The organism is Neisseria sp. P0021.S007 (assembly GCF_051956855.1).
Map to the genome: position 1 here is coordinate 1 of NZ_JBQCXA010000603.1, position 659 is coordinate 659.

Here is a 659-nt window from a genome sequence, read left to right on the forward strand (position 1 = left end):
CCGATCAAGGCATCAGCGTGCAGTTCAAAATCGCTGACGGCTACTATATGTACCAGTCCAAAATCGTTGCAGCGACCAATCCTGACAAAATCCTAGGCGAACCCAAATTCAGTAAAGGTGAAGAAAAAGAAGACGAATTCTTCGGCAAACAAACGGTTTACCACCATACCGCACAGGTTGACCTACCTTACAAACAAGCCGCGCCGCAATACAAACTGACACTGACTTATCAAGGCTGTGCCGAAGTAGGTGTGTGTTATCCGCCTGTGGACACTGAGTTTGACGTAAAAGGCAACGGGGTTTACCAGCCGCAAAGCGATGAGCCGGTTTCTGCCAAAGACCGCTTTTTACAACCGTCCGCCTCTTCAGACGGCCCAATGCCTGCCCAGCCTAGTGCAAACAATCCCGACAGCAGCCGCTTCAAGCTCTCTTGGGATACTTTAAACGCCAACCTGTTGGCGTTTTTTGTCGCAGGTTTGGGCTTAAGCTTTACCGCCTGCATGTATCCGCTCCTGCCGATTGTTTCCAGTATTGTCGTGGGCGACAAAAAAGCCGGCAAAGGCCGCGCGTTTACCTTGTCTATGGTTTATGTACAAGGTTTGGCATTGACCTACACCTTGGTCGGCGTGATTGCCGGTTTGACCGGCGCGCTGTTGACC

General features: G+C 51.1%; 1 protein-coding gene. It reads left to right on the plus strand.

Annotated elements, in window-relative coordinates; all coding sequences use genetic code 11:
* Nucleotides 1-659 (plus strand): protein-disulfide reductase DsbD domain-containing protein (locus ACTHUR_RS14895; protein ID WP_440399371.1); only part of this gene is annotated, 659 nt, incomplete at both ends.